Here is a 26,261-nt window from a genome sequence, read left to right as displayed (position 1 = left end):
TTCAAAGACGGGCGCCCCAAAGACGGTAGCCTAGAGGGGTGACTACAGCCGAGGGTGATAACGCCACGTCCAGAAGTTCCGACGTCTGGAACCTGCCCAACATCCTCACGATGCTCCGCATCGTCCTGGTTCCGTTCTTTGTGTGGTTCCTTCTCGCCGACAACGGCGAGTACGGCATCTGGCGCTGGGCCGCTGTGGTTGCCTTCGCTGTGGCGATTTACACGGATAAGCTCGACGGCGACATCGCCCGCGCGCGGGGGCTCATCACCAACTTCGGCAAGATCGCCGACCCCATTGCCGACAAACTGCTCATCGGTTCCGCGCTGGTGCTTCTGTCCATCCTGGGGGAGCTGCCTTGGTGGGTCACAATCCTCATCCTGGTACGCGAGTGGGGCATTACCGCCCTGCGTTTCGTTGTTATCCGCTATGGCGTCATGCCGGCCTCCCGCGGTGGAAAACTGAAGACAGTGGTCCAAACCGTGGCAATCTTCCTGTACCTCCTGCCGCTGAAGGCGGTTGCCCCCTGGATGGGCGACATCGCCTTCTGGGTCATGATGGTGGCCCTTGCCATTACGCTGTGGACCGGCGTCGAATATGTCGTTCAGGCGCTCAAGCTCCGAGCAGCGGGCCGTCGCGCATGACGGCCGGTGCCGCGGTAACGGCGACGGCGGCTGTCGCGGCCGCGATCGGGAAGAACCTCACGGTGGCCACGGCTGAGTCACTGACAGCAGGGATGGTGGCCGCAACACTGGCCAACACCCCGGGTGCATCGGGAATGCTGCAGGGTGGCGTCATCGCGTATCAGAACTCGGTCAAAGCGGGCGTCCTAGGCGTTTCGGCGGAACTTCTTGCCGCTGTCGGCTCTGTGGACGGCGCCGTTGCCGAAGCCATGGCTGATGGCGCGCGGCGAGCGTGCGGTGCCGACGTCGGGATCTCCACCACCGGTGTGGCCGGACCAGAGCCGCACGATGGCAAAACGGTGGGAACCGTGTTTATTGGCGTCGCCAGCGACGCGGGCGTGGCCTCGTTCCAATACCTCTTTTCGGGTGATCGGCAATCCATACGTGAACAAGCCTGCGAGGCGGCCTTGGAGCGGCTGATTGTGGCGGTCAGTGACGTTGGTTACCGTTCGTAAAGTAGTCGGGAACAAAAACTGATTGCCAATAGTTGTGTCATTGTGTCGCTTCGGAAGAGCCGGGGCGCCTAGGATGTAGAAACCAACCCGGTCCGCCAGCCAGCGAACCGGATGAACGAGGGAGCAAGGCGATACAGATGGTAAAGCAGCCCGTATCCGTGAACGGCGTTGTCCGCTGGAAGGATGTGGGCTTGGCTGATCAGACACAGAGCGAACAGAAGGAGCGCAAAATGGTCGTACTACGCCACGAGATCGGTGATGTACTGCGCGATGTCCGCCAGCGTCAGGGCCGTACCCTCCGCGAGGTTTCGCACAGCGCCCGCGTCTCACTTGGTTACTTGAGTGAAGTTGAACGCGGCCAGAAGGAGGCTTCTTCCGAGCTCCTGTCCTCTATCTGCACAGCCCTGGATGTTCCGTTGTCCCACATGCTTCGCGAAGTCAGCGACCGCGTGGCCGTCGCAGAAGGTGTCGCAGTCCCGGACACCGTTCCGCAGGAATTCTCCCAGCGCTACGGTCGGGATCTTGACCTTACGGACGACTTCCCGCAGGGAATGCTCTCCGGAGCGCGGTAACCGTTCGCCGGATTGATGTGAAGGGAGGTCCCCAGCCTGAGGCTGGGGACCTCCCTTTGTTTAACGCTTCGACTGGTGGTTGCCTGGTGGTGGCCGCAGGCGCCGCTCAAAGGCCCGCGGGTTTGTCCTGAACATCAGCTCCGGGGTCCTTCACATTGAGCACGCCGTCGCCATAGATGGCGTTGAGCCGGCCCATGTAATCGGCCAGCGTCTGGACGTCCTCCAACGGCCATTCACCGAGGCGTTCGCGGAACACCTGCCTGCGGGCGTCCTGAACCAGATGCATCTTTTCCTCGCCCTTGTCCGTCAGCCGGATGGACTGGGCCCTGCCGTCCTGGGGATCGGCTTCCTTGTAGACAAGGCCGATACTCTCGAGGAACGCGATCTGGCGGCTCACGGACGGCTTGCCGACGCCAATGCAGGTGGCCAGATCCGTGAGGCGGATGGGCCCTTCCCTGCGGATCACGGTGAGAAGCCCGTAGGCGGCCGGTTCCATGTCAGGATGCACCTGGCGGGACAACTGGTGCGAGATCGAGCGCGCGCGGCGCCAGAGCAGGCTCAGCTGGTGTTCCACCTGCTGGAGGGCGTCATCAACGGCGTCGCCTGACACGGCCGGATCCGGCGTGCTCTGGAGAGGATTGCTCATGGCAACCATTCTAGAGTCCGGTGCCATGAGAGACTTCATCCGTGAGGGCAAGTGACTTTTGGCGATTGATGGACGACGAGTTTGGAGCGGGCTACTCCCGAGTCCTGGCCACTTCCCTGGTACTTGCCGGTGTTGGTGGGCGGACGGCCGTGGAAGCTTTGGCCGCTGGATATCATCCGCGTGAGGTTTGGCTGGCGGTGTGCGAGGTCCAGGATGTTCCTCCAGAACGCAGGCTCGGCCGTGACATCAAGCCTGCGTCAAGCTGAAGCCTGTCGCGGCTACTGCTGCCGCGGGCGGTGACACGCCGCGCCGTTGTTCGAATATCTGTTCGGATGGGGATATGCTCCTGTGAGAGGAAAATTGATCCCGGAGACGCATTCCAGAGCAACCGGTTATCCACATAGTCGGAACCGGCTTCTAAAAATGTCAGGGCAAGGTAATAGCGTCTGACATGACAGGAAAGCGGCCTTTCGGGCCACTCCACAGCGAGAAAGCATCAGAGGTGTGAACCATGGCGGCAACCCCGGATCGTGAGAAGGCGCTTGAAGCAGCGCTTGCCCAGATCGACAAGCAGTTCGGCAAAGGCTCCATCATGCGCTTGGGTGACGACACCCGCGCACCCATCGAGGTCATTCCAACCGGCTCCATTGCATTGGATGTCGCCCTTGGCATTGGCGGCCTGCCCCGTGGCCGCGTCGTGGAAATCTATGGTCCGGAATCATCAGGTAAGACCACCGTTGCGCTGCACGCCGTAGCCAACGCACAGCGCGCTGGCGGCATTGCGGCCTTCATTGATGCTGAGCACGCCCTGGACCCGGACTACGCCGCCAAGCTCGGCGTGGACACCGATGCCCTCCTCGTCTCCCAGCCGGATACCGGCGAGCAGGCCCTGGAAATCATGGACATGCTGGTGGGCTCCGGCTCCTTGGACATCGTCGTCATTGACTCCGTGGCCGCCTTGGTACCCCGCGCTGAAATCGAAGGCGAAATGGGCGACTCCCACGTTGGTCTGCAGGCGCGACTCATGAGCCAGGCCCTGCGTAAAATTACTGGCCGCCTGAGTCAGACCAAGACCACCGCAATTTTCATCAACCAGTTGCGTGAAAAGATCGGTGTGTTCTTCGGATCCCCGGAAACCACCACCGGTGGTAAGGCCTTGAAGTTCTACGCCTCAGTACGCATTGACGTTCGCCGTATCCAGACCTTGAAGGAGGGTGCCGACTCCGTCGGTAACCGGACCAAGGCAAAGATCGTCAAGAACAAGATGGCCCCGCCCTTCAAGATCGCCGAATTCGACATCATCTACGGTCAGGGCATCTCCCGTGAGGGCGGCATCATCGACATGGGCGTTGAGCACGGCATCATCAAGAAGTCGGGCTCGTGGTTCACGTACGACGGCGATCAGCTCGGCCAGGGCATGGAGAACTCGCGGAGGTTCCTGCGGGATAATCCTGAGCTCGCCCAGGAACTGGAGCGTCTGATCAAGGAGAAGCTTGGCGTGGGCGTCATCAAGCCGGAGGAAGACTCTCCGAAGCTGAAGGCCGTTGACGGCTAGGAGAGGGCCGGACCCCGACTCCTCCGTCGCCTCTGATCCCGAGCCGGACCCCGAGTCCGTGGCGCGCGCCATCGTCCTCAGACAGCTGACGATGGCGCCGCGGAGTCGGTTGCAGTTGGCCCGCAAGCTTGCCGAACGCAATGTTCCCGAGGACGTGACGGAAGCTGTCCTCGACCGGTTCGAAGAAGTTCAGCTGATCGACGACGCCGAGTTTGCCAGGATGTGGGTCCGCAGCCGCTCGCAAAGCAAAAAACTGGCCAAGGGTGCGCTTCGTCGCGAACTGACAGATAAAGGCATTGGCCTGGACGCAGCGGAGGAAGCCCTGTCCCAGCTCAGCGACCAAGACGAAGAAGTGGCTGCGCGGGAACTCGTCCAGCGCAAGCTACGGCCAGGCGTGGACTTGTCAGATCGTGCCGAACGGGACAAGTACACGCGGAGGTTGGCCTCGATGCTCGCACGGAAGGGCTACGCCCCCTCCATGGCCTTCAGGATCGTCGGTGAGGTGCTGGCAGAAGCCGGTACCCTTGAGTAGTGAGTTTGACCATTCCTTCTCCAGCAGCTGCCACCACCCCTTCGGCTGAGCCCAGGACCTACCAGGTCCGGACGTTTGGCTGCCAGATGAACGTCCATGACTCGGAACGCATGGCGGGACTCCTGGAGGATGCGGGCTACGTTCCCGCTGAAGGTGAGATTGCCGACGTCGTGGTTTTCAACACGTGTGCGGTGCGGGAGAACGCGGACAACAAGCTCTACGGAAACCTCGGCCAGTTGCGGCAGGTCAAAGAGGCCAACCCCGGAATGCAGATTGCCGTAGGTGGTTGCCTTGCGCAGAAGGACCGCGAAACCATAGTGAAGAAGGCGCCGTGGGTTGATGCCGTATTCGGTACGCACAACGTCGGTGCCCTTCCTGCCCTCCTCAAACGCGCCCGACACAACAACGAGGCACAACTCGAAATCCTCGAGTCCTTGGACGTCTTTCCCTCAACGTTGCCTACCAAGCGGGACTCGGTCTACTCGGGGTGGGTCTCCATCTCCGTGGGCTGCAACAACACCTGCACCTTCTGCATCGTGCCCTCACTCCGCGGCAAGGAGAAGGACCGCCGGCCCGGTGAAATCCTTGCCGAAATCCAGTCATTGGTGGATGACGGGGCTGTGGAAGTCACCTTGCTCGGCCAAAACGTGAATTCTTATGGCGTTGAATTCGGGGATCGTTTGGCATTCTCCAAGTTGCTGCGGGCCTGCGGCGAGATCGAAGGACTCGAGCGCGTTCGGTTCACCAGCCCCCACCCGGCGGCCTTCACTGACGACGTTATCGACGCCATGGCCGAGACTCCCAACGTCATGCCTCAGTTGCACATGCCGCTCCAGTCAGGCTCGGACAAGGTCCTTAAGGACATGCGCCGCTCCTATCGCTCCAGCAAGTTCCTTGGGATCCTGGATAAGGTTCGGGAACGGATTCCCAACGCTGCCATCACCACGGACATCATCGTCGGGTTCCCGGGGGAGACTGAGGAAGACTTCCAGGCTACCCTGGACGTAGTTGAGAAGTCCCGTTTCGCGTCGGCCTTCACCTTTCAGTATTCCAAGCGACCAGGGACGCCCGCGGCCGAGCTGCCGGAGCAACTCCCCAAAACCGTTGTCCAGGAGCGCTATGAGCGGCTCACTGCACTGCAGGACCGCATTGCGGCCGAAGAGAACGCCCGGCAGCTGGGGCGCCAGGTCGAAATTCTGGTGACTGCCCAGTCAGGGCGAAAAGCGGGCGAAACCCACCGGTTGTCCGGACGTTCGACCGACCAGAGACTGGTGCACTTCTCTGTGCCGGCCGGTGCTGAGACTCCTCGCCCCGGTGATTTCGTCACCGTGACCATCACTGAGGCCGCGGCCTTCCACCTTGTCGCGGATCCTGCCACCGCGGGGGATTACACCCTGCGCCGTTCCAGGGCAGGCGATGCTTGGGACCGTGCGCAGGCTGAATCCTGCGGTGTGCCCGCGACGGGATCGCCGTCAGGCAAGACCGGGGTGTCGTTGGGCATGCCGTCCTTGCCGGTCCGGCGAGCCTAGCTGCGGACCCGAGGATCACATGTCGCACTCCCCACAGGAAAGGCCCTTGCCTGTCATTGCGGTGGTAGGCCCCACCGGTTCCGGCAAGTCGGATTTGGGCGTCAGCCTGGCTTTGGCGCTGGACGGCGAAGTCATCAACGCCGACGCCTTGCAGTTCTACCGAGGCATGGACATTGGCACAGCCAAGATCAACGTGGAGGAGCGCAAAGGTGTTCCGCACCACCTCTTGGACACCATGGACGTCACGCAGGAAGCCAGCGTCGCCGACTTCCAAGAGGAATGCCGCGCTGCCATCATGGACATTCACTCGCGGGGAAAACGCGCCATCCTGGTGGGAGGGTCCGGCCTGTATGTGCGGGCGGCCCTGGATGTCCTGGAGTTCCCGGGCACCGATCCTGCGCTTCGGAAGGGCCTCGAAGGCGAGTGTGAAGCCCATGGCCTGGCACCGCTGCGGGCGCGTCTTGAGGAAGTGGACCCTGTCTCGGCCGCTCGCCTCGGGGATGCCAGGCGGGTGATCCGTGCCTTGGAAGTGCACGGACTGACCGGACGGCCCTTCAGTTCGTTCATGCCGCAGCGTGAGTATTTCCAACCTGCGGTTCAGATCGGCCTGTCGGTGGATCGCGAGGAGCTGAGGGAACGACTGGCCGTCCGCGTGCACCGGATGGTCGACGCCGGCCTTCAGCAGGAGGTGGAGCGGCTTGACGCCTTGGGGCTTCGGCATGGGAAGACAGCCTCACGTGCCTTGGGGTACTCCCAGTTCTTGAAGGTTCTGGACGGCCACATGGAAGTGGAGGCGGCAGTCGAAGAGACCATTGTGGCCACCAGGCAGTTCGCCCGGCGCCAACTCACGTGGTTCCGCGGAGATCCCCGCATCACGTGGCTGGACTGGCAGGATTCCGAGCTGTTGGCCAAGGCCGTCGCCAGTGCCAACGGTACTCAAAGCTCAGGGTAATTTCGGGCCGAACCCGCGTGGAAGGTAGCCTTGATTCCATGGATGAAACCGTCGAAGTTCCCGTGCCGCAGCCCACAGCTGCGGGTGCCCCCGCCCCCACTGCCAGCCTTGCCGGATTGGCTTTTTCCAAGGGCCACGGAACGGGTAACGACTTCGTCCTCATTGCTGATCCAGGCGACGCGCACGAGATCACACCGGACCAGGTGGCGCATTTGTGCGACCGCCATATTGGCATTGGGGGCGATGGACTCATCCGTGCCGTTCCCTCACGGTTTCTTCCTGAAGGCCGCACCCTGCTGGAACAGGATCCTGCAGCGGAGTGGTTCATGGATTACCGCAACGGAGACGGTTCCCTCTCCGAAATGTGTGGCAACGGCGTCCGCGTCTTCGTCCATTTCCTCATCGAGGAAGGTTTGGTTGATCTTGGACCCGGCCAAACCCTGACCATCGGAACACGTGGCGGCGTCAAGAAGGTTGTCCGTACGGTCAACGGCTATGCCGTAGACATGGGCCCCTGGGAGTTCATCTTCCCCAACGAAGCAACCAGCAAGGCGATGGATGCCTTGGTCAGCGCCGACGGACTGGAAGTAGCACGGCCGGGCCTGTCCGTGAGCATGGGCAACCCGCACACGGTCGTGGCCCTTGCCGAACTCGGCGAGCTTGCGGCCACGGAACTGTTCAAAGCTCCCTTGGTTGACCCGAAGCCCGTCAACGGTACGAATGTCGAATTCGTGGTTCCCGCCGAACCGTTGGTGGAAGAAGGCGTAGGAACCATCACCATGAGGGTTCACGAGCGAGGTGTGGGGGAGACCCAGTCTTGCGGCACGGGCGCCTGCGCGGCAGCCGTCGCCATCCGCCACTGGGCGGGCGCAACGGCACCGAACGATTGGCACGTCAAGGTTCCGGGCGGCGTCGTGGGCGTTAAGTTCTTTCCGGGTGCAGGTGGCCGCGAGCACGTTGAGCTCAGCGGCCCGGCCGTGATTGTGGCTACTGGGATGCTTTCCTGACCCGAAGGATCCTGAAGGACTTGGACGTGCTCTCGCGTGAGACTGTGAAGGATGCGTCCAGTTCGGTGGCCAGCCATCGTTGCAGCGAGTCGGCGCCCAGGTTCTTCTGAACCACCAGCCAGGCGTTCCCGCCGGGTGCGAGGCGGGGCAGCCACGTGAGCAGCAGAGAGTGGAGTTCGGCCTTGCCGATGCGGATGGGCGGGTTGGACCAGATGGTGTCGAATTCGACGCCGGGATCTACTTCGTGCGGAAGGCTGGCGGTGACGTTGCCCAAACCCACAGCTGCCGCATTCTCGTTGGTGAGGGTGACGCACCGCTCGTTGACGTCAACGGCGTACACCTGGGCGTTAGGGGCCGAAAGGCCCAGCGTGAGGGCGATCGGCCCCCAACCGCATCCGATGTCCAGCAAATTTCCTTGAGGAGAAGGCGGGGGGACCTCGGCAAAAAGTACTGCCGTCCCCTTGTCCACACCGTCGGGGCTGAAGATGCCTGAAGAGGTCTGCAAGTGGCGTGTGGCTCCAGCAAGCTCCACTGTGAGGGGCTTTCGGGTGAACGGTCCGGCGGGTTGAGCGGTGAAATAGTGTGCAGACTCCATAATTTGCCAGATTAGTTGGCTAACGGCGCCTTGGGAAACTGCCCCTGCCAAGCGGGTGTTTGACACCTGATGCTATTGTGGAACGCATGTTCTTGATCTTCGAGTAATCAGCCGACATACGGCACCGCCCGCGACGCAGGCCCTCACCTGGCACAGCCCAGCCACAGGCCTTTCCGCCCGGCAGGTCCACCCGGCTCAGTTCGGCTCCCTATAGTGCGGAGACGGATGCTCTGAAGATCCCGCCCACCCCTGTGTTCGCAGTGGACCGCCAGCTATTGCGCGGCCGAATCATGGACAGTGCGCCCTCCAGTTTGCCGGGAACCTCCTCGCGGATCCAACCACGCTCGATCACCAACAGCCACAGCCCCATTGAGGGCTGGCTGTACAGCACACAGGAGGCCCCTTTGGCCCAAGCCCGTCAGCCCAGCGCGAATAGCGCCCCATTGGGCAGCAAACAGCACTATTCTGGAATTGCCGAACAGTCTAAGGAGACCATGACCACCCAGAAGCACTCCGGATCCGATTCCGACGCCCAGGACATGAGTCCTGAACAAATCCAGGCCGTCATCGACCGGATTCTTTCCAAGGATGTACCAGCGCAGGCATCCGACGACAACGACGCCAGCGGCGTGTTCGGTAAGGCGCAGGCGATTTCCACGCTGGACCAGGAACACAGCATCTACGACGGTGACCAGGAAGACCTGGCCGAACGTCGTGCACTGCGTCGTACCGCGGGACTGTCCACGGAACTTGAAGATGTCACCGAAGTTGAGTACCGGCAACTGCGCCTCGAGCGCGTCGTCCTGGCAGGCCTCTGGACCGAAGGCACCCTGGCCGATGCCGAAAACTCGCTCCGTGAGCTGGCCGCTTTGGCAGAGACCGCCGGTTCCGAAGTTCTGGACGGCTTGGTTCAACGCCGCATGAAGCCGGACCCGGGGACGTTCCTGGGGTCAGGCAAGGCCCAGGAACTTAAGGACATCGTTGCCGCCACCGGTGCCGACACCGTGGTGGTGGACACTGAACTCGCGCCATCGCAGCGACGCGGCCTTGAAGACATCGTGAAGGTCAAGGTCGTTGACCGCACCACGCTGATCCTGGACATCTTCGCCCAGCACGCGAAGAGCCGTGAAGGCAAGGCCCAGGTTGAGCTCGCACAGCTCGAATACCTGCTCCCGCGCCTCCGCGGTTGGGGTGACTCCATGTCCCGTCAGGCCGGTGGCCAGGTGGGCGGAGCCGGTGCAGGCATGGGCTCGCGCGGTCCGGGTGAAACCAAGATCGAACTTGATCGCCGGCGTATCCGTACCCGCATGGCCAAGCTGCGTCGTGAAATCGCCGCGATGAAGCCGGCGCGCGAAACCAAGCGGGCCAACCGTCGTCGTAATGCCGTTCCGTCAGTTGCCATTGCCGGGTACACGAACGCCGGCAAGTCGTCACTGTTGAACCGCCTTACGGACGCGGGTGTCCTGGTGGAGAATGCCCTGTTCGCAACCTTGGACCCCACGGTTCGGAAAGCGCAGACCCCTGACGGCATTGGCTACACCCTGGCAGATACCGTTGGGTTCGTTCGCTCCCTGCCAACCCAACTGATTGAGGCCTTCCGGTCAACGTTGGAGGAAGTGGCAGATGCTGATTTGATCCTCCACGTCGTGGATGCTTCGCACCCCGACCCGGAGGGACAGATCGCTGCCGTGCGGGCTGTCTTCACCGAAGTGGATGCGCGGAAGGTTCCCGAGATCATCGTCCTCAACAAGGTTGATGTGGCGGACCCGTTTGTAGTGGAACGCCTCAAGCAGAAGGAACCGCGCCACGCTGTGGTTTCCACACGCACTGGCCAGGGCATTGCTGAACTCTTGGAAGACATCAGCCAGTCCATTCCCCGGCCCGGCGTGCGCCTGGAGCTGTTGATTCCCTACGAACGTGGCGACATGATCAACAAGCTGCACAGCTCCGACTCGGAGATCCTCAGCCTTGATCACGAAGAAAACGGAACGCGCGTGGTTGTCATGGTCCGCGAAGGACTGGCAGCCGAACTGGAGTCATTCGTCAGCAATGGTTGAGAAGGTGGCGGCGGACGCCGTCGAGTCGGTGGGGGAGAAGGCCACCCTCGAGTTGTTGGATCGGGCTGTTGCCGGCATGGGCGGTCAAAGCCGTGCCGGCCAGCACGAAATGGCCAAGCATGTCACCCGGGCGATTGAGACCGGAGAGCATTTGCTGGTCCAGGCAGGGACGGGAACAGGTAAGTCCTTGGCGTACCTGATTCCGTTAATTGCGCACTCCATGGACAGCGATAAACCCACACTGGTGTCCACCGCCACTTTGGCACTCCAGACCCAAATTGTTGGCCGGGACCTTCCCCGGTTGCTGGAGACCATCAACCCTGCCCTTGAACGGCCCGTCAACGTGGCACTCGTCAAGGGCAGGGCGAACTACGTGTGCCTGCAGAAACTCGAGGGAGGGTTCCCCAGCGAGGAACCCTCCGAAGGGCAGCTGTTCTCCCTGGGCGAAGACACCAGCGTGCCGCATTTCGCTGCGTCCATGGGCGGTCCGCAATCGCAGCTGGGCAAGGAAGTGGTCCGGCTCCGCGAATGGGCCGAGAAAACCGCGACCGGAGATAGGGACGAACTCATGCCCGGCGTCACTGACAGGGCCTGGCGACAGGTTTCAGTGACGTCCATGGAGTGCTTGGGTGCCCAGAAGTGCCCCGTAGCTGAAGAGTGCTTCAGTGAGCTGGCTCGTTCCCGCGCCGCGGAGGCCGATGTGGTGGTCACCAACCACGCCATGTTGGCCGTCAGCGCCTTCGAGGGCCTGGCTGTGCTGCCTGAGTACGACGTGGTGGTGGTGGACGAGGCGCATGAGCTCCAAGACCGTGTGACGGGCGCCGTTTCGGGCCAGTTGTCGGTGGCCATGGTCCACGCCGCGGCATCGAGTGCGCGCAAGCACACCGCCATCACGGTGGATGCGCTCAATGCTGCGGCCGACCGGTTGGATATGGCCATAGCCGGCGTGTCCAATGGGCTGTTGCCCAGCGGGCTCAGTGACGAGCAGCTCGATTGCCTGGACCAGCTGCGGGACGCCACGCGCGCGGCGCTGTCCGATTCGAAGACGGACTCTTCAAACGCGGTGGACGGCGGCAGGCAGCTTGCGCGTTCACGGCTCATGCTCATTCTTGAACTGTGCGAGCGTATGCTCGCGGCCAAGGAGAACCGGGAAGTAGTGTGGTTCTCGCGGAACAGCACCTTCGACCCCCAACAGGGTTATTCGCAACCTGACGAGACCGCACCTGCCCTCATCAACATCGCTCCGCTCAGCGTCGCGGGACGGCTCCGGGAGGGTCTCTTTGCCGGCCACACCGTGGTGCTTACCTCAGCTACGCTGGCCATCGGCTCGGCCTTCGAACCGGCCGCCGGCGGCCTCGGCCTGATCGGCGACGGGGCACCAAGCTGGACCGGCATCGATGTTGGATCGCCGTTCGACTATCCCAAGCAGGGCGTGTTGTACGTAGCGAAGCATCTGCCTAAACCTGGCCGGGGTACTTCACCCGAAGCGCTCGATGAGTTGGAAGACCTCATCCGCGCGTCCGGCGGCGGAGCACTGTGTCTCTTCTCCTCTCGGCGGGCTGCCGAGGAAGCTGCGGATGCCATGCGGCTGCGCCTGGACGTGGACATCCTCTGCCAAGGCGAATCCACCATGGCGGCCTTGGTGAAGCAATTCGCGGACGAGCCGGATACCTGCCTCTTCGGAACCATGTCCCTGTGGCAGGGCGTCGACGTGCCGGGTGGTTCCTGCCGGCTCGTGGTGATCGACCGCATTCCTTTTCCTCGTCCGGATGACCCCCTGATGACTGCCCGCTCACGGGCCGTCGCACAGTCAGGCGGGAACGGTTTCATGGCGGTTTCGGCAACACATGCCGCGATCCGGCTGGCGCAGGGCGCTGGACGCCTCATCCGTTCCACCGGTGACAAAGGTGTCGTGGCTGTGCTCGACTCACGGCTCTCGACAGAACGCTATGGCGGTTTCCTGCGGGCCGCGCTGCCACCGTTCTGGGCCACGACCGACCGAGCGGTGGTGCGTGGGGTCCTGGAGCGTCTGGGGTCGGCCAAAGCCCCCTAGAGGGAACGCAGGACCGAGACGACCTTGCCCATGATGGTGGCTTGATCGCCAAGGATGGGTTCGTATTGGGTGTTTTGCGGGAGCAGCCACGTGTGCCCGTCCCGCTGGCGGAAGGTCTTTACGGTGGCCTCGTCGTCCAGGAGTGCCGCCACGATGTCGCCGTTGATGGCGTCGTTTTGCCGCCGGACAACCACCCAGTCCCCGTCGCAAATGGCGGCATCAATCATGGAGTCGCCGGCAACCTTGAGCATGAACAGTTCGCCATGTCCCACGAGCTGCCGAGGCAGCGGGAGTACGTCTTCCACTGTCTGGTCCGCCAGGATTGGACCGCCCGCTGCGATGCGGCCTACCAGGGGAACCATGGCGGTATCGCTGGCGCTGGCCAGCTCCGTCACGGCGAGGCCTCCTGCGCTGCGAAGCGTCGTAGGCGCTTCAACTCCAGGGATGGGCCCGCCGTCGAGGGTCAACGGCATGAGGACTTCCATGGCCCGGGGACGCTTGGGATCGCGGCGGAGGTAGCCCAGTTTTTCCAATTGGGAGAGCTGGTGGGTGACGCTCGACAAACTGGCGAGGCCCACGGTGTCGCCGATTTCGCGCATGCTGGGGGGATAGCCGTTGTCGTTCACTGACCGCTGGATGGTCTCCAGGATTTTCTTCTGCCGGACAGTCAGGCTCTTGGGACTCTTCTGAGGCTGTTGGCTCCGCAGGGGTGCCCCGCCGCCTGTGGCTTTCGCTGCCATGTTCGCCAATGCCTTTCCATTCCGCCCCGAAGAGTCTCCGGGATGCAGGGCCTGAAAAATGTCAGACCCTCCTGTTCCACTGAAACAGTGCTGTTTCTTCACTCAAACGTAGGGCAGCCACAGGCGTTTATCAAACATTTGTTCTAGCGAGTCTCGACACCGTTCGTTGATAAGTGCTAAAAATGTCATAGCAAGGTTCGAATATGTGTTCTATAAACCTGATGCTGATGCGGGATGTTCGAAGAAAGTGTTCGAACATCGGGGTCGGTGGAGGGGGACACAAAGAATTGGCAGTCGAACGCCGGGCACTCCGGCGTGAGGCAATAGCTCAGAAGGGCTCAGCTCATGTCCGCAATCACTACGTTCGCTGATTTCCGCACCACTCAGGCTCCCTCGCGCCTGCGGCTCACCCGTCGGGGTCGGATGGTCTTCTTCGGCATTCCCGCGATGCTGCTGGTGGCTGCGCTGCTAAGCCTCGCCGGATTCATCACTTCGCCCGCCAAGGCCTCGGACTCGCAGGCTCAGCTGCATCCGCCGGTGGCGGTTACCGTCACTGTGCAACCTGGCCAATCCCTGTGGGGTATCGCCGGTGCAGCCGCTCCGGAGCGCGATCCGCGCGATGTCATCGCGGAAATCATCCAGTTGAACGACCTCCGCGGCGGACGTATCCAGCCCGGCCAGCAGCTGTTTGTCCCAGCCAACTGAGTCGCTCCACCAGCAGGGAAACGGATGCTCCGGCGTCACAGTTAGTCGGCAGTCCCGGCGGCACCTTAAACTGACGTGGTGAGTGACCAGCTTGAGCGACTTGACCGACTTCCCCTCCGGACCAACCTGCGTGGACTGAGCCCCTACGGCGCACCGCAGCTTGATGTCCCTATTTTGCTCAACGTCAACGAGAACACCCATGGTGTCCCTGCGGATGTCCAGGCCGCCATCACTGAAGCCGTCGCTGCTGCGGCCACGGGACTGAACCGCTACCCGGACCGCGAGTTCACGGAACTTCGCCAGTCGCTGGCCGAGTACCTTGGTCACGGACTCTCCCCGGACAATATCTGGGCCGCCAACGGATCAAACGAGGTCCTGCAGCAGATCCTCCAAGCATTTGGTGGTCCGGGGCGCAAAGCCCTTGGCTTCCCGCCTACGTATTCCATGTACCCGTTGCTCGCCAGCGGCACGGACACCGAGTATGTCCGTGGCGTCCGTGCCGACGACTATGGGTTGGACGCGGAGTCGGCCGCTGCCCAAGTCCGGGAAACCGGTGCCAACATCGTTTTCCTGTGCTCGCCCAACAATCCCACGGGGACAGGGCTGGGCTTGGACGTGGTGGAGGCCGTCTACGAGGCCGGCGAAGCGAGCCAGGCAATGGTGATTGTGGACGAGGCCTATCACGAGTTCGCGCACGACAATACGCCGAGTGCCCTGACCCTGCTGCCTGGCCGCGAGCGGCTGATCGTCTCACGCACCATGAGCAAGGCATTCGCCCTGGCTGGTGCGCGGCTGGGCTATATGGCTGCAGCGCCCGAGGTTACGGATGCCATCAGGCTGGTACGCCTGCCGTACCACCTGTCCGCCGTCACGCAGGCCACTGCCCTCGCAGCACTCAATCACCGCGAAGCCCTGATGGCCGACGTCGAGGACATCAAGGTGCAGCGCGACCGCATCGTGACGGAACTCCTCCGCATGGGGCTGAAGCCAGCGGCGTCGGACTCCAACTATGTCTTCTTCGGCGGACTCACCAATCCGCACGCCATCTGGCAGGGTTTGTTGGATGCCGGAGTGCTGATTCGTGACGTTGGCATCCCGGGACACCTGCGGGTCACTGCCGGAACCGAGCCGGAAACCACCGCCTTCCTGGAGGCGTTGGAAGCCCTGCTGGACGGACCGGCCTCCCAGCCCGCCTAAACTTGTCTATAGACCCAACCCACCCCTCCGTGTATAAGGACGTCCCAATGAGCGAAACCGGCGCGACGCCGTCCGCTGCCCGCACTGCGCGCATGGAGCGCACCACCAGCGAATCTTCAGTCCTGGTGGAGATCAACCTGGACGGCTCCGGTATCTCGGACATCAGCACCTCGGTTCCGTTCTACGACCACATGCTGACCGCGCTGTGCAAGCACTCCCTGATTGATATGACCGTCAAGGCCACCGGGGACACGCACATCGACGCACACCACACCGTTGAGGATGTGGCTATCACCTTCGGAGAGGTGTTGCGCACCGCATTGGGCAACAAGGCCGGCATTCGGCGCTTCGGCGAAGCGACGGTGCCCCTGGACGAAGCCCTGGCCCACGCGGTAGTGGATGTTTCCGGCCGCCCGTACCTGGTTCACGGCGGCGAGCCCGCCGGACAGGAGTACCACCTGATCGGTGGCCACTTCACCGGTTCGTTGACCCGGCACGTTTTCGAGGCCATCACCTTGCACGCCGGTATTTGCCTGCACATGAACGTTCTCGCCGGCAGGGACCCGCACCACATAGTCGAAGCCCAGTTCAAGGCATTCGCACGGGCACTTCGCGCAGCAGTGGAGTCCGACCCACGGGTCGAGGGAATCCCCTCCACCAAGGGAGCGCTATGAGCGGGCAGGTCCTGAAAGACGGGGCAGTCATTGACGCCAAGGCTTCGGTCAAGCCTGAGTCGCCGGAGGGCAAGCCCACCGTGACAGTGCTGGATTATGGATCCGGCAACGTTCGGTCCGCAGTCCGCGCGCTCGAGCGTGCCGGGGCCCACGTGGTACTCAGTTCCAAACCTGAAGACGTACTGAACGCCGACGGCCTGGTGGTTCCCGGGGTCGGTGCCTTCGAGACCGTCATGAAGGAACTGAAGTCCGTTGATGGCATTCGCATGATCGGACGCCGGGTTGCCGGTGGCCGTCCAGTGCTTGCCATCTGCGTAGGCCTGCAGGTCCTCTTCGAAGCCGGCGTGGAGCACGGAACGGAATCCGAAGGCATGGCCGAGTGGCCGGGCAAGGTGGAGCTGCTTCCTGCCCCCGTTGTTCCGCACATGGGGTGGAACACCGTGGACGTTCCCGAGGGCTCCAGGCTTTTCGCCGGTGTCGAGCAGGAACGCTTCTACTTTGTGCACTCATATGGCGTGCAGGAGTGGAACTTCGACGTCGTGCAGCCTCGCATGGCTCCGCCCCTGGTGACGTGGTCCGAGCACGGCGCACGCTTCATTGCCGCCGTCGAGAACGGCCCTCTCTGCGCCACGCAATTCCACCCGGAGAAGTCAGGCGACGCAGGAGCTCGACTCCTGTGCAACTGGGTTGACGGCCTGCGAAAGCCGGCTCCGGAAGCGTCCGCAAGCGGGGCTGCCTAAATGTGGTCCGTCGTCCTCATGGGACTTGCCGGCCTCCTGGTGGGCGGGGGTATTTCCTTCCACCAGCAGAAGAAGCCCAGATGGGTCTCGATTTCCTTCTACGTGCTGGCCGGGATGTCCCTGCTGGCCGCCTACCTCCTGACGCTGCCCGGTAACTGACCCGGTCACCGCAAAAGCCCGCGTCGCCTCTCAACTCCAAGGACACTCATGACCACCTCTGCCCAGTCCGTTCTGGAACTCCTGCCCGCCGTCGACATCGTTGATGGCCAGGCGGTCCGTCTCCTGCAGGGAGAAGCCGGCTCGGAAACCAGCTACGGAACACCACTCGAAGCAGCCTTGAACTGGCAGAATGCCGGTGCGGAGTGGGTTCACATGGTGGACCTCGACGCCGCCTTCGGTCGTGGCAACAATGCAGACCTCATCAGCGATGTGGTGTCACAGCTGAACGTCAAGGTTGAGCTGTCCGGTGGATTGCGGGATGACGAGTCCCTGGAACGTGCCTTGGAACTGGGTGTCGCTCGGGTCAACCTTGGCACCGCAGCCCTTGAGAACCCGGAATGGACCCGACGCGCCATCGACCGCTTCGGTGACAAGATCGCCGTCGGCCTTGATGTCCGCGGCACGACACTGGCTGGACGCGGTTGGACCAAGGAAGGTGGCGACCTCTGGGAGGTTCTGGCCCGGTTGGAGGATGCCGGCTGTGCGCGCTACGTGGTCACCGATGTCACCAAGGATGGAACTCTGCAGGGACCCAATGTCGAACTTCTGCGCCAGATGGTGGAGAAGACGGGCAAGCCTGTTGTGGCCTCCGGTGGTATCTCCAGCTTGGAAGACCTCCGTGTGCTGCGTGAACTCGTACCGCTGGGCGTCGAGGGCGCGATCGTGGGTAAGGCTCTGTACGCCGGCGCCTTCACGTTGCCCGAGGCCCTGGACGTCGCCGGTCGCCGCTGATGCCCCACGATGCAGGACACGGGCACGGGGATCACGGCCATGGCAGGCGTGAGCTTCCCGGCCACATAGCCGCCGCATTGGCGGGTGCCGGGGGAGCAACTGACTCCGCGGGACAGCCTTGGGCGGGCAGAAGCCTCAGCGGAGACGATGCCAAGATCCACAACTTCGAGGATGACGACGGCCTGGCAGATCCCGGCTACGTGGCAGCCATCGAGGCGCTGATCGGCGGAACCGGCAGTGAGTCCGACGTCGTTGCCTCCCTGGCGACGGTACGGGTCTTCGTTCCGGTTGTTGCCCAACTTGCTGAAGAAGCCGCAGGCGTCGACGGCCTGCACGCGGACAAGCAAGCTGATATGGCATTGGTCACACTCAAAGCGCCTGATGGCCGCACTGCCATGCCCGTGTTCACCTCGGCGGCCGCCCTTGAGGCGTGGCATTCCGAAGCCCGGCCTGTGGCTGTCTATGCAGCCCGCGCCGCTCTTTCGGCAGTCTCGGAGGGCGCACAGTTGTTGGTACTGGACCCTGGCTCGGACTTCACGTTTGTGGTGCGGCGTCCCGCCATGTGGGCCCTGGCACAGCAGAAGGACTGGACGCCGTCCTACCTTGATGATCAACTGGAGGCTGCTCTCGCTTCCACGGTTTCGGCCTTTCGGACGGTTCGCCGACTTGAGACACAACCTGGCGGCGGCGTTGCGTCGCTGACGGCCGACGGGCGTCAGGTATCCGGCGGCGGCGCTGGGCCCGAACTGCGCGTAGTGCTCTTCCTGGAGGATGGCCTCGACGCCGTAGCCGTGCAGGCGCTCGTTGCCCAACTGAACGAGGCGTGGGCACGGATGGATTCCTTTGCCGAAGGCGTTGATTCCATTGAAGTAAAACTGCAGCGTGCAGCACAGGAGCCCGCGCCGCATTAATGGCAGTGCCGGTTCCCCGGGGCTGCCCTGGGGAACAAGAGGATATAGCCAGTGAACTTCGCTCTCTACAAAGAGATGCTGTCCATCCGCCCTGTCCGGCGTCTGCTGGTGGTGGGCATGATTGCACGAATCCCGCACTCGGCGGCCGGCGTGCTCCTCACCTTGCACATCGTCCTGACCTTGGGCCAGGGGTACGCTGCCGCGGGTGCAGCAGCCGCGGTGATGACCATTGGCATCGCCCTGGGCGCCCCTTGGCGTGGCCGCCGCGTGGATATGGTGGGCCTGAGGAAGGCCTTGATCCCATCGGTGGTCTCCGAAACCGTCATCTGGTCGATCGTTCCTCACGTTTCGTACGAGTGGCTCTTGCCTTTGGTGTTCGTCGGCGGCCTCTTCACGCTGCCGATTTTCAGCGTTGTCCGCCAGTCGTTGGGTGTCATGGTGGACGGCGAGCAGCGTCGTTCAGCCTTTGCCCTCGATTCGATCGCCACCGAGCTTGTGTTCATGATCGGCCCAGCCGTGGGCGCCATCGTCGCTACCAGTGGGTTCTCGGCAATTGGCCTCACCGCAGTGGGGATATCAGTTTCCGTGGCCGGTTTGTTCCTCATGTGGTTCAACCCGCCCACTCGAAGTGAAGGGTCGTGCACGCCGGAAGAGTCGGCCAACCGGGCCGCAGCCGACCTTGCCGCTGCGGAAGCTGCCATGGTGGCCTCGGCGCCGGCGCATGTTCAGGAGGCTGCTTCGGAGATGGTGTCCGCAACCGCACGCAAGGCGCCGATCCGCAGTCGGGTTGCCAGCAACTTCACCTGGTTCACGGTCTCTGTTGCGGCACTGTTTGCGGTGGCCGCCGGATCCGGGATGGTGCTGAGTGGTTCGGACGTCAGCATCGTCGGATTGCTGGAGCGTGGCGGGCATGAGAATGAAATCGGCATCGTGTTCTTCTTCTGGTGCGCGGCTTCCGTTGTCGGTGGCCTGATCTACGGCTCCATGAAGCGCTCGATCTCGCCCATGCTCTTGCTCCTCGGCATGGCAGCCCTGACCATTCCGATGGGCTTTGCCCAAGACACTTGGACTTTGGCTTTCCTGTCTCTCTTGCCTGGCTTGTTGTGCGCGCCCGTTCTGTCGGCTTCTTCGGAGATGGTGGCTGATCTGGTGGACGAGGAGCGTCGGGGTGAGGCTATGGGTTGGTACGGATCCGCACTCACCGCGGGAGTTGCGCTGGGCGCGCCCTTCGCCGGGGTGTTCATCGACACGGTGGGCCCTTCGGGCGGGTTTGCGGCCGTTGGAATCGCCGGGGTCGCACTCTGCGTTGCGGGACTCATCCTCTCGTCCATGCGCCGCCGCTCCGCGCGCGTCTAGGACGCCAAACCAATCAGACGACGACGGCGGGCCGACCAGAGATGGTCGAGCCCGCCGTCGTTGAATCTTGTGGCTGTTGGGGCTAATTCACTGGTCCGGTGAACTTTTCGCCCGGGCCCTTGCCCGGGGCGTCAGGAATCAGTGATGCTTCACGGAAGGCAAGCTGGAGGGAACGCAGGCCATCGCGCAACGGGCCGGCGTGCTGCGAGCCGATTTCCGGGGCCGCCGCGGATACCAAGCCAGCGAGGGCGGTGATCAGTTTGCGGGCCTCATCCAGGTCCTTGAGGTCTTCGGCGTTGGGGTCATCGGCAAGGCCAACTTTGACGGCGGCCGCACTCATGAGGTGAACGGCGCCGGTGGTAATGACCTCCACGGCCGGAACCTCAGCGATGTCGCGGATCTGCTGGGACACCCCGGCGTCAGCGGCGGGGGCGGCGCTTTCGCCATAGGAGTTGCGGGAATTGCTGTCTTCAGTGCTCATACTGGTAAGCTTGTCACAGACCGACTGGAAGTCGTTATTCAGGGTTAACATCCGCAGTCCATGATCCCGCCGCCCGCAATGTGCGTTTGGCGGGTTGTTTCTGTAGAATTGACTTTCAGTTTGCAAGCGGAGTTCTCTCCCACCCGCGTCAGCCGTTTCCCTTCGGGGGACAGGATTCCCTTCTGGGACAAGAGGTTGCCGGGTACTTGGTCGGACACGTTCGGTGGCTTAGCCCCCGAGGGTGTGTACTTCCCGCAGGGGAGTACAGCCGATCTTCGAGGCCTTCGATTGCACCAGCAATTGGGGGCCTTCTCTATTTGCCGGTGACATCACCACAACCACAGGAGCTTTAACATTAGCGAGCCAAGAATCAATGAGCGTATCCGCGTCCCCGAGGTGCGGCTGGTCGGCCCTGCCGGCGAACAGGTAGGAATTGTCCGCATCGAGGACGCCCTGCGTCTTGCTGCCGAGTCCGATCTCGATCTCGTTGAAGTTGCCCCGCAGGCTAAGCCTCCTGTTTGCAAGTTGATGGACTTCGGCAAGTACAAGTACGAGGCCGCCGTCAAGGCTCGTGAAGCACGGAAGAACCAGACCAACACGGTTCTGAAGGAAATTCGCTTCCGCCTCAAGATCGACAAGCACGACTACGAAACCAAGCGCGGACACGCACTTCGCTTCCTCGGTGCCGGTGACAAGGTCAAGGCCATGATCCAGTTCCGTGGCCGTGAGCAGCAGCGTCCAGAGATGGGCATCCGCTTGCTGCAACGCTTCGCGGAAGACGTTGCCGAGGTGGGCATCATCGAGTCCAGCCCGCGCATCGACGGCCGCAACATGGTCATGGTGATCGGCCCGCTGAAGAACAAGGCAGAAGCCAAGGCTGAAGCCCGCCGTGCCAGCCAGCGTGCAGAAGCCAAGGCCCAGAATGAGGCCAAGGCTGCCGGACGCGTGGACACCACGGGGGAGCAGGCACCGCTGACGCAGAGCCTGGCCGATCTTCTTCCCGAGGGCTTCAAGGTCACCGAAGAGGAGACCAAGCAGGAAACTGTTGAAGCTCCGGTTGTTGAAGAAGCTCCGGTTGTTGAGGAAGCTCCGGTTGTTGAGGAAGCTCCGGTGGCTGAAGAAGCTCCGGTTGTTGAAGAAGCACCCGTGGTTGAGGAAGCTCCGGTTGTCGAAGAAGCACCCGTGGTTGAGGAAGCCCCGGCTGCCAAGACAGCACCGGCCGCGAAGGCCCCGGCTGCCAAGGCGGCTCCGGTGGCAGCTCCCAAGCCCGTGGTTCCGGCAGCTCCGAAGCCCGCAGTACCTGCGGCTCCGAAGCCTGTTGCCAAGCCGTCAGCTCCGAAGCCGGCAGCCCGGCCTGCTGCCCCCAAGGCCACGCCGAAGCCTGCAACACGCAAGACCAACTAGTTCAACGCCGCGGAGGCCTGGCCTCCACCGGCAAGCAACCAGCACGCCGGCCCTCGTAGGCCGGCTGCGCGATAGAATCGCGGATTCGTCCGTGGATACGTAAGGAGATCGGTTCCCATGCCGAAGATGAAGACCCACAGCGGTGCTAAGAAGCGCTTCAAGCTGACCGGTACCGGCAAGCTGAAGCGTCAGCAGGCCAACCGTCGTCACTACCTGGAGCACAAGTCCTCCAGGCTGACCCGTCGCCTCGCCGGCGACAAGCTCGTCTTCAAGGGCGATGCCAAGGTCATCAAGAAGATGCTCGGCGTCTAAGTTCCAAGTTCTTTGGTTACTGCCATCCGGCAGGGACCGACTACACCAAAAGCCTTCTCAGGCCGGCCGGGTATCCGGTAGTAGCAGCTTGGGATAAAGATTTCTGAAGGAGTACGCACGTGGCACGTGTGAAGCGGGCGGTAAACGCCCACAAGAAGCGCCGGGTTGTCCTCGAACGCGCAAAGGGTTACCGCGGTCAGCGTTCGCGCTTGTACCGCAAGGCCAAAGAGCAGCTGCTGCACTCGTTTGTGTACAGCTACGGCGACCGCCGCAAGAAGAAGGGTGACTTCCGTCGCCTCTGGATCCAGCGCATCAACGCTGCATCCCGCGCCAACGGCCTCACCTACAACCGTTTGATCCAGGGCCTCAAGGCCGCTGAGGTTGAGGTTGACCGCCGCATGCTGGCCGAACTCGCCGTATCCGACGCCAACGCTTTCGCCGCTCTGGTGAACATTGCAAAGGCTGCCCTTCCGGCTGACACCTCTGCTCCGGCAAAGGCCCAGGTTGCTGCTCCCAAGGCTGCAAAGGTTGCTCCGGCTGCCGCCACTGCTACGGCAGTCAAGGCCGTCGTTTCCGAGAAGCCGGCCATCGACGGCGCAGTTGCCGCTGACGGTGACGAGGCTCCGGAAGGCTATGCCATCAAGGGCAACGCCGAGTCCAAGAAGTACCACGTACCGGGTTCCACCTGGTACAACACCACCGCTGCTGAATACTGGTTCTCCACCGTTGAGGCTGCAAAGGCTGCCGGTTTCGAGCCGGCCGGCGGCGAAGCCCGCCAGCAGATCAAGAACTAGTAGCAACTGCCACTAAAGTTCTTTATATGAACGAAACCGGGCGCCCGCAAGACTTTCCGATGACCAACCCCCGAGCAGATCGGGTGAGGGATGTCGCCAAGCTTGCCGGGCGCCCGGCGCGTTTAAAGCGCGGACGTTTCCTTGCAGAAGGTCCGCAGGCGGTGCGCGAGGCGTTGACCCTCCACCGTGAGCGCACCGCGGCAGGCGGTGCCGCCGTCGTGCATGAAGTTTTTGCCAGTGAGGCGTGCCTTGACCGTCTCCCCGAACTCGCCGACCTCGCGCAGGAAACGCTGCTGAGGATCGCCAGTGACGAAGTCTTGTCCGCCATGGCGGACACCGTGAACCCACAAGGCATTGTGGCTGTTTGCAGTTTTGTGGATGTCAGCCTTGATTCAGTGCTCGACGCCGGTCCACGCCTTCTGGCGGTCATGTGCCAAGTGCGGGACCCCGGCAACGCCGGTACTGTGCTCCGTGCCGCAGATGCTGCCGGCGCTGATGCCGTGGTGCTGACAGGCTCAAGTGTGGATATTTACAACCCCAAGGCTGTTCGCTCCACCGCCGGTTCCCTGTTCCACCTGCCAGTAGTCCTGGGCGCCGAGGTCGACGAGCTGGTAGCACGCTGCAGGGAGCTCGGAATCGGGATCCTGGCGGCCGATGGGTACGGAACTGTCAACCTGGACAAGCTCCAGGACGAGAATGCGGCCAGGAGGCTGGGCAACGAGTCCGTAGCATCTGACTACGCCTTGGAGGCGCCGACGGCGTGGCTGTTTGGCAACGAAGCCCAGGGGTTGTCGGACGCTGAACTTGCCCTCGCTGATCATCGGGTTGCCGTCCCTGTTTACGGAGCGGCTGAGAGCCTTAACCTGGGGACGGCGGCAACGGTGTGCCTCTACGCCAGCGCGCGTTCCCAGCAGGGCGCCAGAGTGGGGAATGCGTAAACAGCGCCCCGCCGGGTACGGTATTGCTTGCAAGATCAGACGATGACGACTCTTCTTGGCCAATTCCATACTTTCCCGAACCCGAAGAGGTGAAGCTTTCGTGGCTGCTAGTGGCGGTACCAAAGCGATCGTGGCGGCTCTCGCCGCCAACTTGACCATCGCAGTACTGAAGTTCGTTGCGTTCTTCCTGACGGCGTCATCGTCCATGCTTGCCGAGGCCATCCACTCGGTGGCAGACTCCGGCAACCAGATACTGCTGCTGGTAGGTGGCAAGCGTGCCAAGCGTGCCGCCAGCCCGGAGCACCCCTTTGGCTATGGCCGTGAGCGGTACATTTACGCGTTTATTGTCTCGATTGTTCTGTTCAGTGTTGGTGGACTGTTTGCCCTGTACGAGGCGTGGGAGAAGTTTCAGCACCCGCACGGCATCGAGGGCGCGTTCTGGTGGGTCCCGCTGGCTGTACTGGTGGGCGCCATCATCGCCGAGTCTTTCTCCTTCCGTACTGCGATCATCGAGTCGAACCATGTCCGCGGCAAGCAGTCGTGGGTCAAGTTTGTCCGCAACGCCAAGCAGCCGGAGCTGCCTGTCATTCTGCTGGAAGACTTCGGCGCCCTCTTGGGCCTGGTGTTTGCACTCTTCGGCGTCAGCATGACCCTCATTACCGGTGACGGAGTCTGGGATGCGCTTGGTACCGCCATGATCGGTCTGCTCCTGGTAGCCATCGCAGTGGTTCTCGCCTTGGAAACCAAGTCCCTGTTGCTCGGGGAGTCCGCCACCAAGGAGGACGTGCAGCGCATTACCGACGCTTTGGAAGCGGATGGCACCCGCATCATCCACCTGAAGACCCTTCACCTCGGACCGGAAGAACTTCTGGTTGCAGCGAAGATTTCCATGGGTGCCTCCGAGACGGGCGAGGAGATCGCCAAGGGGATCGACGACGCCGAGCAGCGGATCCGCGCGGCTGTTCCCATGGCGCGGGTCATCTATCTTGAACCCGACATTGAGCGGGTTCAAGCACAGGCCTAGATGTAAACGTCTGTAAAAAGATGAAGGGCTCCGCGAAAGCGGAGCCCTTCAACGTTTTAGCCGCTGTTGTTTCAGCTGGCCAAAGGCCTCTTGCGTTCGAGTGCGCCGCTGAGGATGGCTACGCCGAGACCGAGGAAGGCCAGGACAGCGCCCACGAGCGCGGGAGCCACGTAGCCCCAACCCCAGGCGATGACGGTGCCGCCGAGGAATGCGCCCAGGGCGTTGGCGATGTTGAGGGCGGAGTGGTTAAGCGATGAAGCCAAGGATGCGGCTCCGGGTGCAGCGTCCAGCAAACGGGTCTGCAGTGCCGGTGTCAGCATGGAACCGACACCGCCCACCACAAACGCCATGACAAAGGCGGCCCATGCCCAGTGGGCCGCTATGGCGTAGACCACCAAGGCGGCGGCAATGCCCGGCATGACCCAGTAGATGGTGCCCATGACTGATTTGTCGGCGATGCGTCCGCCGATGATGTTGCCCACCACCATGCCCAGTCCATACAAGGCCACCACGGCAGGAATGAGGCTTTCAGGGATGCCCGCCACGGACGTCATGGTGTGGGCGATGTACGTGTAGACGGCAAAGAACCCGCCGAAGCCGATGATGCCGATCAGCAGGGCAAGCCACACCTGCAGCCGCTTCAGTGCGCCAAGTTCCCGCCGGATGCTGGCATCGGGGTGGGCAGCTTGAAAGGGGACGAACTTCCAGACCATGGCAACAGTCAGCAACCCGATGGCGCCGACAATCACGAAAAGCAGCCGCCAACCAAAGGTCTGCCCCACCCAGGTTGCCAAAGGCACTCCGATGACGTTCGACACTGTGAGGCCGGCCATCACCATGGAGATGGCCCAACCTCGCTTGGTAGGCGCCACCAGGCCCGCTGCGATGACCGCCGCCACTCCGAAGAAAGCGCCGTGGGGAAGGCCGGATGCGAAACGGGACAGCAACATGAAGCCGTAGTCCGGAGCAATGAAGGATGTCAGGTTGGCAACTGACAGGAACAGCATGAGGCCCAAGGCGAGGTGCTTCTTGGGAAGCTTGGCTCCGAAGGCCGCAAAGATCGGCGCGCCAACGACAACACCCAGGGCATAGGCCGAGATGAGGATACCGGCCTCCGGCGTGCTGATGCCCAGACCTTCCTCGATTTCCTTCAGCAGACCCATCATGGCGAACTCGGTGGTACCGATGGCAAACCCGCCCGTGGCCAGTGCCAGGATGGCGAGGCCAAGGTGGCGTTGTGCTGCTTTCGCAGTAGCGGGTGGGGACATAGTGGTAGTCATAAGCCTGCTTCTTGAGGGGCGCCTGATGGGCTGGGGAATACGGAGAAAATCCGATAACAAGTTTAGTCCCGTCTTCGCGACTTGGCGTCGCTATGTGACGATGCCCATTGATGGAACAGCC

29 protein-coding genes are annotated in these 26,261 nt (G+C 62.5%); 24 read left to right on the top strand and 5 right to left on the bottom strand.

Annotated elements, in window-relative coordinates; genetic code table 11:
- Positions 1 to 38: 38 nt before the first annotated feature.
- The 3 genes from pgsA to ACR30Z_RS20260 all read left to right on the top strand — a co-directional run bounded on the left by pgsA (position 39) and on the right by ACR30Z_RS20260 (position 1,707).
- Positions 39 to 641, top strand: a complete 603-nt coding sequence (gene pgsA / locus ACR30Z_RS20270; protein WP_144652189.1) for a CDP-diacylglycerol--glycerol-3-phosphate 3-phosphatidyltransferase — start codon at positions 39 to 41, stop codon at positions 639 to 641.
- Positions 638 to 1,135 (top strand): CinA family protein, encoded by a 498-nt coding sequence (locus tag ACR30Z_RS20265; RefSeq protein ID WP_144652188.1) that lies wholly within the window; start codon positions 638 to 640, stop codon positions 1,133 to 1,135. The genes pgsA and ACR30Z_RS20265 overlap by 4 nt, the downstream gene beginning before the upstream one ends.
- Positions 1,136 to 1,272: 137 nt before the next feature.
- Positions 1,273 to 1,707 carry a helix-turn-helix domain-containing protein gene (locus tag ACR30Z_RS20260; protein WP_024820363.1) on the top strand — a complete coding sequence of 145 codons (435 nt, stop codon included), beginning with the start codon at positions 1,273 to 1,275 and terminating at the stop codon, positions 1,705 to 1,707.
- A gap of 106 nt (positions 1,708 to 1,813) precedes the next feature.
- Here ACR30Z_RS20260 and ACR30Z_RS20255 read toward each other — a convergent pair whose 3' ends face one another.
- Complete coding sequence (locus ACR30Z_RS20255) at positions 1,814 to 2,353, bottom strand: MarR family winged helix-turn-helix transcriptional regulator (protein WP_144652187.1); 540 nt, start codon at positions 2,351 to 2,353, stop codon at positions 1,814 to 1,816.
- Between the two features lie 41 nt (positions 2,354 to 2,394).
- Between ACR30Z_RS20255 and ACR30Z_RS20250 the strand changes: the two genes are divergently transcribed.
- From ACR30Z_RS20250 to dapF, 6 genes are all read left to right on the top strand, one after another.
- Positions 2,395 to 2,619, top strand: a complete 225-nt coding sequence (locus ACR30Z_RS20250) for a DUF3046 domain-containing protein (RefSeq protein ID WP_144652186.1) — start codon at positions 2,395 to 2,397, stop codon at positions 2,617 to 2,619.
- Positions 2,620 to 2,864: 245 nt separating this feature from the next.
- Positions 2,865 to 3,908: a recombinase RecA gene (recA, locus tag ACR30Z_RS20245; RefSeq protein ID WP_144652185.1), complete on the top strand. Its 1,044-nt coding sequence runs from the start codon at positions 2,865 to 2,867 to the stop codon at positions 3,906 to 3,908.
- On the top strand, positions 3,898 to 4,440 hold the full coding sequence (locus ACR30Z_RS20240) for a regulatory protein RecX (protein ID WP_434374408.1): 543 nt from the start codon (positions 3,898 to 3,900) through the stop codon (positions 4,438 to 4,440). Before recA ends, ACR30Z_RS20240 begins: the two co-directional genes overlap by 11 nt.
- A complete protein-coding gene (gene miaB, locus ACR30Z_RS20235) occupies positions 4,440 to 5,969 on the top strand; it encodes a tRNA (N6-isopentenyl adenosine(37)-C2)-methylthiotransferase MiaB (protein WP_434374407.1) in 1,530 nt (509 codons plus the stop codon). The genes ACR30Z_RS20240 and miaB overlap by 1 nt, the downstream gene beginning before the upstream one ends.
- Before the next feature lie 19 nt (positions 5,970 to 5,988).
- Complete coding sequence (gene miaA / locus ACR30Z_RS20230; RefSeq protein ID WP_434374406.1) at positions 5,989 to 6,921, top strand: tRNA (adenosine(37)-N6)-dimethylallyltransferase MiaA; 933 nt, start codon at positions 5,989 to 5,991, stop codon at positions 6,919 to 6,921.
- 38 nt (positions 6,922 to 6,959) lie between these two features.
- Positions 6,960 to 7,928, top strand: a complete 969-nt coding sequence (dapF, locus tag ACR30Z_RS20225; RefSeq protein WP_144652181.1) for a diaminopimelate epimerase — start codon at positions 6,960 to 6,962, stop codon at positions 7,926 to 7,928.
- Here dapF and ACR30Z_RS20220 read toward each other — a convergent pair.
- Positions 7,909 to 8,523 carry a class I SAM-dependent methyltransferase gene (locus ACR30Z_RS20220; RefSeq protein ID WP_434374405.1) on the bottom strand — a complete coding sequence of 205 codons (615 nt, stop codon included), beginning with the start codon at positions 8,521 to 8,523 and terminating at the stop codon, positions 7,909 to 7,911. The genes dapF and ACR30Z_RS20220 overlap by 20 nt on opposite strands.
- A 494-nt stretch (positions 8,524 to 9,017) precedes the next feature.
- On the opposite strand from ACR30Z_RS20220, the gene hflX reads away from it, so the two are divergent.
- On the top strand, positions 9,018 to 10,580 hold the full coding sequence (gene hflX, locus ACR30Z_RS20215; RefSeq protein WP_144652179.1) for a GTPase HflX: 1,563 nt from the start codon (positions 9,018 to 9,020) through the stop codon (positions 10,578 to 10,580).
- Positions 10,573 to 12,633: an ATP-dependent DNA helicase gene (locus tag ACR30Z_RS20210; RefSeq protein ID WP_144652178.1), complete on the top strand. Its 2,061-nt coding sequence runs from the start codon at positions 10,573 to 10,575 to the stop codon at positions 12,631 to 12,633. Before hflX ends, ACR30Z_RS20210 begins: the two co-directional genes overlap by 8 nt.
- Here ACR30Z_RS20210 and lexA read toward each other — a convergent pair.
- Entirely contained in the window at positions 12,630 to 13,373 is a 744-nt protein-coding gene (gene lexA, locus ACR30Z_RS20205; protein WP_090822501.1) for a transcriptional repressor LexA, read from the bottom strand. The genes ACR30Z_RS20210 and lexA overlap by 4 nt on opposite strands.
- 345 nt (positions 13,374 to 13,718) lie before the next feature.
- On the opposite strand from lexA, the gene ACR30Z_RS20200 reads away from it, so the two are divergent.
- The 8 genes from ACR30Z_RS20200 to ACR30Z_RS20165 all read left to right on the top strand — a co-directional run bounded on the left by ACR30Z_RS20200 (position 13,719) and on the right by ACR30Z_RS20165 (position 19,907).
- Complete coding sequence (locus ACR30Z_RS20200) at positions 13,719 to 14,078, top strand: LysM peptidoglycan-binding domain-containing protein (RefSeq protein WP_144652177.1); 360 nt, start codon at positions 13,719 to 13,721, stop codon at positions 14,076 to 14,078.
- Positions 14,079 to 14,156: 78 nt separating this feature from the next.
- On the top strand, positions 14,157 to 15,275 hold the full coding sequence (locus ACR30Z_RS20195) for a histidinol-phosphate transaminase (protein ID WP_434374404.1): 1,119 nt from the start codon (positions 14,157 to 14,159) through the stop codon (positions 15,273 to 15,275).
- Between the two features lie 47 nt (positions 15,276 to 15,322).
- On the top strand, positions 15,323 to 15,949 hold the full coding sequence (hisB, locus tag ACR30Z_RS20190; protein ID WP_274262556.1) for an imidazoleglycerol-phosphate dehydratase HisB: 627 nt from the start codon (positions 15,323 to 15,325) through the stop codon (positions 15,947 to 15,949).
- Complete coding sequence (gene hisH / locus ACR30Z_RS20185) at positions 15,946 to 16,689, top strand: imidazole glycerol phosphate synthase subunit HisH (protein ID WP_434374403.1); 744 nt, start codon at positions 15,946 to 15,948, stop codon at positions 16,687 to 16,689. Before hisB ends, hisH begins: the two co-directional genes overlap by 4 nt.
- Positions 16,690 to 16,848 carry a hypothetical protein gene (locus ACR30Z_RS20180; protein ID WP_434374402.1) on the top strand — a complete coding sequence of 53 codons (159 nt, stop codon included), beginning with the start codon at positions 16,690 to 16,692 and terminating at the stop codon, positions 16,846 to 16,848.
- A 48-nt stretch (positions 16,849 to 16,896) separates the two neighbouring features.
- Positions 16,897 to 17,640, top strand: a complete 744-nt coding sequence (gene priA / locus ACR30Z_RS20175; RefSeq protein WP_144652173.1) for a bifunctional 1-(5-phosphoribosyl)-5-((5-phosphoribosylamino)methylideneamino)imidazole-4-carboxamide isomerase/phosphoribosylanthranilate isomerase PriA — start codon at positions 16,897 to 16,899, stop codon at positions 17,638 to 17,640.
- Entirely contained in the window at positions 17,640 to 18,551 is a 912-nt protein-coding gene (locus ACR30Z_RS20170; RefSeq protein WP_434374401.1) for an SseB family protein, read from the top strand. The genes priA and ACR30Z_RS20170 overlap by 1 nt, the downstream gene beginning before the upstream one ends.
- A gap of 51 nt (positions 18,552 to 18,602) precedes the next feature.
- Complete coding sequence (locus ACR30Z_RS20165) at positions 18,603 to 19,907, top strand: MFS transporter (protein WP_434374400.1); 1,305 nt, start codon at positions 18,603 to 18,605, stop codon at positions 19,905 to 19,907.
- Between the two features lie 82 nt (positions 19,908 to 19,989).
- Here the strand turns inward: ACR30Z_RS20165 and ACR30Z_RS20160 are convergent, their stop codons facing one another.
- Positions 19,990 to 20,388 (bottom strand): DUF1844 domain-containing protein, encoded by a 399-nt coding sequence (locus ACR30Z_RS20160; protein WP_144652170.1) that lies wholly within the window; start codon positions 20,386 to 20,388, stop codon positions 19,990 to 19,992.
- Positions 20,389 to 20,784: 396 nt separating this feature from the next.
- Here ACR30Z_RS20160 and infC point away from each other — a divergent pair, with 396 nt between their 5' ends.
- The 5 genes from infC (at position 20,785) to ACR30Z_RS20135 (ending at position 24,860) form a co-directional block, all read left to right on the top strand.
- Positions 20,785 to 21,792 carry a translation initiation factor IF-3 gene (infC, locus tag ACR30Z_RS20155; protein ID WP_434374399.1) on the top strand — a complete coding sequence of 336 codons (1,008 nt, stop codon included), beginning with the start codon at positions 20,785 to 20,787 and terminating at the stop codon, positions 21,790 to 21,792.
- A gap of 117 nt (positions 21,793 to 21,909) precedes the next feature.
- Positions 21,910 to 22,104 (top strand): 50S ribosomal protein L35, encoded by a 195-nt coding sequence (gene rpmI / locus ACR30Z_RS20150; protein WP_011774324.1) that lies wholly within the window; start codon positions 21,910 to 21,912, stop codon positions 22,102 to 22,104.
- A gap of 119 nt (positions 22,105 to 22,223) precedes the next feature.
- Positions 22,224 to 22,898 (top strand): 50S ribosomal protein L20, sunset domain variant, encoded by a 675-nt coding sequence (gene rplT, locus ACR30Z_RS20145; RefSeq protein WP_144652168.1) that lies wholly within the window; start codon positions 22,224 to 22,226, stop codon positions 22,896 to 22,898.
- A gap of 26 nt (positions 22,899 to 22,924) precedes the next feature.
- Positions 22,925 to 23,836, top strand: coding sequence for a TrmH family RNA methyltransferase (locus ACR30Z_RS20140; RefSeq protein WP_434374398.1), 912 nt, complete (start codon positions 22,925 to 22,927; stop codon positions 23,834 to 23,836).
- Positions 23,837 to 23,936: 100 nt separating this feature from the next.
- Positions 23,937 to 24,860: a cation diffusion facilitator family transporter gene (locus ACR30Z_RS20135; protein ID WP_144652166.1), complete on the top strand. Its 924-nt coding sequence runs from the start codon at positions 23,937 to 23,939 to the stop codon at positions 24,858 to 24,860.
- A gap of 71 nt (positions 24,861 to 24,931) precedes the next feature.
- Here the strand turns inward: ACR30Z_RS20135 and ACR30Z_RS20130 are convergent, their stop codons facing one another.
- Positions 24,932 to 26,140, bottom strand: coding sequence for an MFS transporter (locus ACR30Z_RS20130; RefSeq protein WP_434374397.1), 1,209 nt, complete (start codon positions 26,138 to 26,140; stop codon positions 24,932 to 24,934).
- Positions 26,141 to 26,261: the final 121 nt, after the last annotated feature.

This window comes from Paenarthrobacter sp. FR1 (assembly GCF_051106045.1).
Classification (GTDB): Bacteria; Actinomycetota; Actinomycetes; order Actinomycetales; family Micrococcaceae; genus Arthrobacter; species Arthrobacter nitroguajacolicus_A.
Note: the sequence above shows the minus strand (reverse complement) of the source record. Positions and strands in the feature narration are given on the sequence as shown.

What these genes read in the sequence shown, in the direction of transcription:
- lexA (WP_090822501.1), bottom strand. Translation starts at nt 13,373, where the DNA reads ATGGCAGCGAAAGCCACAGGCGGCGGGGCACCCCTGCGGAGCCAACAG.
- ACR30Z_RS20210 (WP_144652178.1), top strand. Translation starts at nt 10,573, where the DNA reads ATGGTTGAGAAGGTGGCGGCGGACGCCGTCGAGTCGGTGGGGGAGAAG.
- ACR30Z_RS20200 (WP_144652177.1), top strand. Translation starts at nt 13,719, where the DNA reads ATGTCCGCAATCACTACGTTCGCTGATTTCCGCACCACTCAGGCTCCC.
- miaA (WP_434374406.1), top strand. Translation starts at nt 5,989, where the DNA reads ATGTCGCACTCCCCACAGGAAAGGCCCTTGCCTGTCATTGCGGTGGTA.
- hflX (WP_144652179.1), top strand. Translation starts at nt 9,018, where the DNA reads ATGACCACCCAGAAGCACTCCGGATCCGATTCCGACGCCCAGGACATG.
- ACR30Z_RS20255 (WP_144652187.1), bottom strand. Translation starts at nt 2,353, where the DNA reads ATGAGCAATCCTCTCCAGAGCACGCCGGATCCGGCCGTGTCAGGCGAC.
- priA (WP_144652173.1), top strand. Translation starts at nt 16,897, where the DNA reads ATGACCACCTCTGCCCAGTCCGTTCTGGAACTCCTGCCCGCCGTCGAC.
- ACR30Z_RS20265 (WP_144652188.1), top strand. Translation starts at nt 638, where the DNA reads ATGACGGCCGGTGCCGCGGTAACGGCGACGGCGGCTGTCGCGGCCGCG.
- rpmI (WP_011774324.1), top strand. Translation starts at nt 21,910, where the DNA reads ATGCCGAAGATGAAGACCCACAGCGGTGCTAAGAAGCGCTTCAAGCTG.
- hisH (WP_434374403.1), top strand. Translation starts at nt 15,946, where the DNA reads ATGAGCGGGCAGGTCCTGAAAGACGGGGCAGTCATTGACGCCAAGGCT.
- ACR30Z_RS20170 (WP_434374401.1), top strand. Translation starts at nt 17,640, where the DNA reads ATGCCCCACGATGCAGGACACGGGCACGGGGATCACGGCCATGGCAGG.
- ACR30Z_RS20160 (WP_144652170.1), bottom strand. Translation starts at nt 20,388, where the DNA reads ATGAGCACTGAAGACAGCAATTCCCGCAACTCCTATGGCGAAAGCGCC.
- ACR30Z_RS20140 (WP_434374398.1), top strand. Translation starts at nt 22,925, where the DNA reads ATGAACGAAACCGGGCGCCCGCAAGACTTTCCGATGACCAACCCCCGA.
- recA (WP_144652185.1), top strand. Translation starts at nt 2,865, where the DNA reads ATGGCGGCAACCCCGGATCGTGAGAAGGCGCTTGAAGCAGCGCTTGCC.
- ACR30Z_RS20220 (WP_434374405.1), bottom strand. Translation starts at nt 8,523, where the DNA reads ATGGAGTCTGCACACTATTTCACCGCTCAACCCGCCGGACCGTTCACC.
- ACR30Z_RS20260 (WP_024820363.1), top strand. Translation starts at nt 1,273, where the DNA reads ATGGTAAAGCAGCCCGTATCCGTGAACGGCGTTGTCCGCTGGAAGGAT.
- ACR30Z_RS20180 (WP_434374402.1), top strand. Translation starts at nt 16,690, where the DNA reads ATGTGGTCCGTCGTCCTCATGGGACTTGCCGGCCTCCTGGTGGGCGGG.
- dapF (WP_144652181.1), top strand. Translation starts at nt 6,960, where the DNA reads ATGGATGAAACCGTCGAAGTTCCCGTGCCGCAGCCCACAGCTGCGGGT.
- ACR30Z_RS20130 (WP_434374397.1), bottom strand. Translation starts at nt 26,140, where the DNA reads ATGACTACCACTATGTCCCCACCCGCTACTGCGAAAGCAGCACAACGC.
- hisB (WP_274262556.1), top strand. Translation starts at nt 15,323, where the DNA reads ATGAGCGAAACCGGCGCGACGCCGTCCGCTGCCCGCACTGCGCGCATG.